Origin of the sequence: Kitasatospora sp. NPDC050543, assembly GCF_044457565.1 — a bacterium.
Taxonomy (GTDB): Bacteria; Actinomycetota; Actinomycetes; order Streptomycetales; family Streptomycetaceae; genus Kitasatospora.
In genome coordinates this window covers 1-1,660 of sequence record NZ_JBITGZ010000094.1, presented here as the reverse complement: position 1 = coordinate 1,660, position 1,660 = coordinate 1, and the positions used below count along the sequence as shown (strand labels likewise).

The window sequence follows — 1,660 nt, the reverse complement described above, 5'->3', positions numbered from 1 at the left end:
AGAAGCCGTTGTCGTACCGATGGTGGGACGTGTCGATCGAACGGGAGTCTCGTTCGGGTGATCGTCGGCCGGTCGGCGCATGGGGGTAGGGCCTCTTGGTAGCTCGAAGGTTGTCGAAGCCGTTAGAGGTTCCAGGAGGCCCTGGTGTCGCAGTCTTCCGTGTGGGTGCGGGTGGAGTCCAACTCGCGTGCCCGATCGTGTGATTGCCTCGCCCATGTGTACGGCAACGCGGCCGACCGTCCCGAGAGGCGGCGCCGGTACCCCTCGGACATGACGGACGATGAGTGGGCGGTTGTCCGTGCGTCGCTGCCGGTGCCGAGGTGGCTGGAGGGCCGGGGCGGGCAGCCGGAGGGCTACTGCCACCGGCAGATGTTCGACGCCGTGCGCTACCTGGTCGCCGGCGGCGTCTCCTGGCGGGCGATGCCCGTCGACTTCCCCGCATGGGACCGGGTCTACGCCTTCTACCGGCGCTGGCGTGACCAGGGCTTGGTCAAGGAGTTGCACGACCGGCTGCGGGGCAGGGTCCGCGAGGCGGCTGGGCGGGATCCGGAGCCGACCGCGGGGATCATCGACTCGCAGTCCGTGCGGGCCGCCGCGTCGGTACCGAGGGCCACGTCCGGCTATGACGGCGGGAAGAAGGTGCCGGGGCGCAAGCGACACATCGTGGTGGACAGCCTCGGCCTGCTGCTGGCGGTGGTTGTCACCGCCGCGTCCGTCACCGACCGCGACGCGGCCCGGACGCTCCTGGCCCGGCTGCGTGAGCGGTTCTGGCGGCTGACCCTGGTGTGGGCGGACGGCGGCTACACCGGCCGCCTGGTCGACCTCGCCGCGCAGGCATGGCGGATCGCGCTGACGGTGGTCAAGCGCAGTGACGACACGTCCGGATTCGTCGTGCTGCCGAAGAGGTGGCTGGTGGAGCGCACCTTCGCCTGGCTGATGCGCTCACGCCGCCTTGCCCGGGACTACGAGGCCCGCACCGATACCGCCGAGACAATGATCCTCTGGTCGATGACCATGGTCATGAGCCGCCGGCTGGCCCGCCGGCGATGCTGAACCGGCCCGGCACGTCCTCGGTCAGCCAGCCCCGCTCGACTAGGCGCTTCGCCTTCGACCGCACTCCTTCGACCTTCGCCGGGACCACGTCCAGCCCCAGCGCGGCCGTGATCTCCTGGCAGCCCATCGCCCCGTCCGCTCCGGATCGTCGACGGTCCGCCAGAAGGTTGACGATCCGCTGGTAGTCCGGTGCCAGCGCGCTCACGCCCAGTCCTTCCCGGCGCACCGGCACCACCGAACCTGCCACCGCCACCCGGACCTGAGCCGGCTCGGCCCGCCCGGAGGGCTTGCCCTCGGGCACCGCCGGGATGTCCGGCCCGCGCGGCGCGGACAGGACCTGATCGACCCTCTCCCGGGCGATCACCCACCGCTCCCAGTCCGTCTCCGCGTCCGCCAGCTCGGCCTGGATTCGGTCCGCCTCCTCGCGCAGCGACTCCACCCGCTGCCGCGCGGCCACCTCCCGCTCCTCCAACAGCCCCACCACCGACGCCATCCGGCACCTCCACCAACGAGACGATCCCGATGGAGCAACCCTGCCGCCCGACCGCCCGCACTATGCCTCACCAGCGGAAATACGCCGATCACGTCCGATAAGACAACGGCTTCT

2 protein-coding genes are annotated in these 1,660 nt (G+C 70.8%); one reads left to right on the top strand and one right to left on the bottom strand.

Features of this window, described 5'->3' with window-relative positions; all coding sequences use genetic code 11:
* Positions 1-270: 270 nt before the first annotated feature.
* Positions 271-1,053, top strand: a complete 783-nt coding sequence (locus ACIBH3_RS35930) for an IS5 family transposase (RefSeq protein WP_371503082.1) — start codon at positions 271-273, stop codon at positions 1,051-1,053.
* Here the strand turns inward: ACIBH3_RS35930 and ACIBH3_RS35925 are convergent.
* Positions 1,019-1,546 (bottom strand): hypothetical protein, encoded by a 528-nt coding sequence (locus tag ACIBH3_RS35925; protein ID WP_371503083.1) that lies wholly within the window; start codon positions 1,544-1,546, stop codon positions 1,019-1,021. The two genes, ACIBH3_RS35930 and ACIBH3_RS35925, sit on opposite strands and share 35 nt — an antisense overlap.
* Between the last annotated feature and the right edge of the window lie 114 nt (positions 1,547-1,660).